4 protein-coding genes are annotated in these 3,184 nt (G+C 66.0%); all 4 read right to left on the minus strand.

Annotation, left to right across the window (positions count from 1 at the left end):
• Nucleotides 1-490, minus strand: a 490-nt coding sequence (locus tag EN939_RS27010; protein ID WP_164751247.1) for an enoyl-CoA hydratase/isomerase family protein, incomplete at its 3' end; no start/stop codon positions are given.
• Nucleotides 491-616: 126 nt separating this feature from the next.
• A complete protein-coding gene (locus EN939_RS27015) occupies nucleotides 617-1,564 on the minus strand; it encodes an ABC transporter permease (RefSeq protein ID WP_127270023.1) in 948 nt (315 codons plus the stop codon).
• Nucleotides 1,565-1,567: 3 nt separating this feature from the next.
• Complete coding sequence (locus EN939_RS27020) at nucleotides 1,568-2,548, minus strand: ABC transporter permease (protein ID WP_164748786.1); 981 nt, start codon at nucleotides 2,546-2,548, stop codon at nucleotides 1,568-1,570.
• A 1-nt stretch (nucleotide 2,549) separates the two neighbouring features.
• Nucleotides 2,550-3,184 (minus strand): ATP-binding cassette domain-containing protein (locus EN939_RS27025; RefSeq protein WP_164751248.1); only part of this gene is annotated, 635 nt, incomplete at its 5' end.

Genomic DNA, 3,184 nt, shown 5'->3' on the forward strand with positions numbered 1-3,184 from the left:
CCTCGGTCGCGCCGATCGGCGTACCGGAGACGATCATCCTGAGCGCCTTCGTCGCGCCGACAAGGCGCGGCAGCCGTACCGTGCCGCCACCGCCCGGCAACAGGCCGAGCTTGACTTCCGGCAGGCCGAGCTTGGCGCCGACGTCGGCGATACGGAAATGGCAGCCGAGCGCCAGCTCCAGCCCGCCGCCGAGGGCGGTGCCGTGGATGGCGGCTAGCGTTGGCTTGGCGATGGTTTCCAGCGTCGCCACGATGGCGCGCAGCTCCGGCTGCTGCATCGGCTTGCCGAATTCGGTGATGTCGGCGCCAGCGACAAAGGTCCGGCCGGCGCATGCAATGACGATGGCGGCAACCGAAGCATCGTCGCGCAACTCAACCAGCGCCTGCATCAGCGGCTCGCGGACATGGAAGCTCAGCGCGTTGACCGGCGGGTTGTCGATGGTGACGACGGCGACATCGCCGTGGCGGCTGACCTTCACGAAATCGGACACGCAAACCTCCCAGCGCTATTCAGCGGCCGTGGCCGCGCGAACGGGATTTACAGCGCTATGACGCCGATTGGAACCGGATGTCGGCCTGGCACAATGATTACAGGCCTGGGACGACGAAGGCGGAGCCTACCGCGGCGCCTTCTGCCCGCCCGCCGCCGTGATCACCCCGACAATGATCAGCCCCGTGAGCAGCAATCGCACCCCGGCACTCACCCCAAACGTGTTGAGCATGGTCAAAAGCAGCACCAGGAACAGCGCCGCGCCCCAGACCCCGGGCACATTGGCCTTGCCGCCGGCGACCGACGTGCCGCCGATGACGACGACCGCGATCGAGGCCAGCAGATACTCATTGCCGATATCGACATTGGCGCCACGGAAATAGCCGGCGAGCAGCGCGCCGTCGATGCCGCCGAGCGCACCAGACAGCGTGTAGGTGAGGAAACGGATGCGGCCGACATTGACGCCGGCGAGCCAGGCGGCGCGGATATTCTGGCCGATCGCCAGCACCGAGCGGCCATAGATCATGCGCTGCAGGGCGATGGCCGCACCGATGGTGAACAGCACGGTGAGGATGGCCAGCACCGGAATGCCGAGTATCTGCCGGTTGGCGAAATCGGCGAAGCCCGGCGGCGGCTTGATCTGCAAGCCGCGTCCGTAGCTGATGTCGATCGACTGGATGATGAAGCTGGCCGACAGCGTGGCGATGATCGGCGGGATGCGCAGCGCCCAGATCAGCAGATAGTTGGCGGCGCCGATCGCCGCCCCGCAGGCAAGCGCCGCCAGCAGCCCGACCACGATCATGGAATCATTGCCGTCCATCACTTTCATCGCGACGGCGCTGGCAAGGCCGATATTGGCCGGCAGCGACAGGTCGACATTGCCCGGGCCGAGTGTGATGACGAACATCTGGCCGACGCCGACAATGACGGTGAACACCGCCAGCGACAGGGCCGCCGTCACCATGCCGCCGGCGCCATAACCGCCGGTGAAGGCGATCGTCGCCAGCCACACCAGAAGCGCGCCAATGAACGACCAGATCCAGGGTTTGGCGAGCAGCGATTTCACCGATGTCATCGCTCACCTCTCCTTGCGGCTGATCAGCACCCGCGCCGCCAGCACGATGATGAGGATGGCGCCGTTGGCGGCAACCTGCCAATCGGGTGGAATGTGCATGAAGGTGAGCAGCGGCGAGGCCGCCAGCGCCAGCGTCAGCGCGCCGATCACAGCACCTATCGGCGACACCCGGCCGCCGACGAATTCGCCGCCGCCGAGGATGACGCCGGCGATCGCCAGCAGCGTGTAGCCATTGCCGATATTGGCGTCGGCCGAGGTGGTGATGCCGATCAGCGCCATGCCGGACAGCACGCCGAACAGACCGGCCAGCGCAAACAGCACGATCTTGGTCTTGAGCAGCGACCAGCCGGCGCGGCCGAGTGCCGCCGGATTGCCGCCGGAGCCGCGCAGGATCACGCCATAGGAAGTGCGCATCAGGCCGAAATGAACGATGAGGCCGATCAGCAGCGCGGCGATGATCGGGAACGGAATGAAGGGCGGCTTGAACGCCATCAGCCCGAGCAGCCAGTCCGGCGCCTTGCCGCCCGGTTTGGGCAAGACGAGAATGGCAAGCCCCTGCCAGACGAAACTCATGCCGAGCGTCACCACGATCGAAGGCAAATTGCGCAGATGGATCAGCGCGCCGAGCAGCGCATAGACGCCTATCGACCCGAGCAGGATCATCACGCCGATGAGCGGCGCGTCCTTCAGCCAGGTCGCCGTGACACAGCCGACGAAGCCGACGAAAGTACCGATCGACAGGTCGAGCTCGTTTCCGGCGATAACGAACATCTGCGCGATGGTCGCCAGCGCGATCGGGATCGCCAAATTGAGCATCAGGCTGAACCCGAAATAGCTGATGGCGCGCGGGTTGAGCCAGGCGATGGCGAGCAGCACCAGCGCCAGCGACAGCGCCGGCAGCAGCCCGCGCAACAGACGGGCACGGGCCAGTGCGCCTCGCTCGGCGGACGTCCTGGCGGCGGTGTCGAGGCTGGCGGCCGTCATCTCAGGCCGCATCGCCGAATGAGGACTGGATGATCTTCTCTTCGGTCAACTCGTCGCGGCGCAGATTGGCGACGATGCGGCCGTTCTTGAAGACATAGATGTGATCGCAATTGTCGAGCTCTTCGGTTTCCGTGGTGTACCAGAGGAAGGTGCGGCCTCGGGCAGCCTCTTCGCGCACGAGGTCATAGACCTCCAGCTTAGTGCCGATATCGACGCCGCGCATCGGGTCGTCCATCAGCACGATCTGCGCGTCCGAGCCGAGCGCGCGGGCAAACAGCGCCTTCTGCTGGTTGCCGCCCGACAGCGAGAAAATGTTGTTGTTCATATCGGGCGTGCGGATGCCGATCTTCTTCTGCCAGAATGCGGCGAGCTCGGCCTCGCGCTGCGGCGAGATCAGCAGCCCGCTGCGCAACCGCGCCAGCGAGCGGATGCCGATGTTCTCAGCGATCGACCATTGCGGAAAAATGCCGTCCGACTGGCGGTCGCCGGCGACCAGCGCCACCGGTGCGGTCACCTCGATACCGGCCCGGGCGCGCGATGCAGCAGTGAAGATCGCCAGCAGCAGATCGGTCTGGCCGTGTCCCGCCAGACCGGCAAGGCCGATGATCTCGCCGGCGCAGGCGACGAGGTCGGTGC

The organism is Mesorhizobium sp. M7A.F.Ca.CA.002.05.1.1 (assembly GCF_003998335.1).
Lineage (GTDB): Bacteria > Pseudomonadota > Alphaproteobacteria > Rhizobiales > Rhizobiaceae > Mesorhizobium.